We start from the raw sequence: 292 nt of genomic DNA on the forward strand, positions 1-292 counted from the left end.
CCGGGCCTTTCGCATTTCCCGGGCCGGCCCTTTTACCCGGACTAGGTCTAGACCACAAGTGACAGTGCGTGTGATAGTCGTCACCCGCCTTTCCGGGGAACCGGCCGTTCGGACACCCTTCCCCGAAGCCGCTAATTTAATATGTAAAATTGTACTGCTATTCACAGTAAATCCCCCCCACCCCTCGCTCCTCAAATCGTTATCCGGAGTTCAACATTCCGTCGGATCGCACCAGTACGACAGACCTGTAGAAGGAACTCCGCGGGGGAGCTCCCAGGAACAAACAAAGGGG

The organism is Kitasatospora putterlickiae (genome assembly GCF_039527695.1).
Lineage (GTDB): Bacteria > Actinomycetota > Actinomycetes > Streptomycetales > Streptomycetaceae > Kitasatospora > Kitasatospora putterlickiae.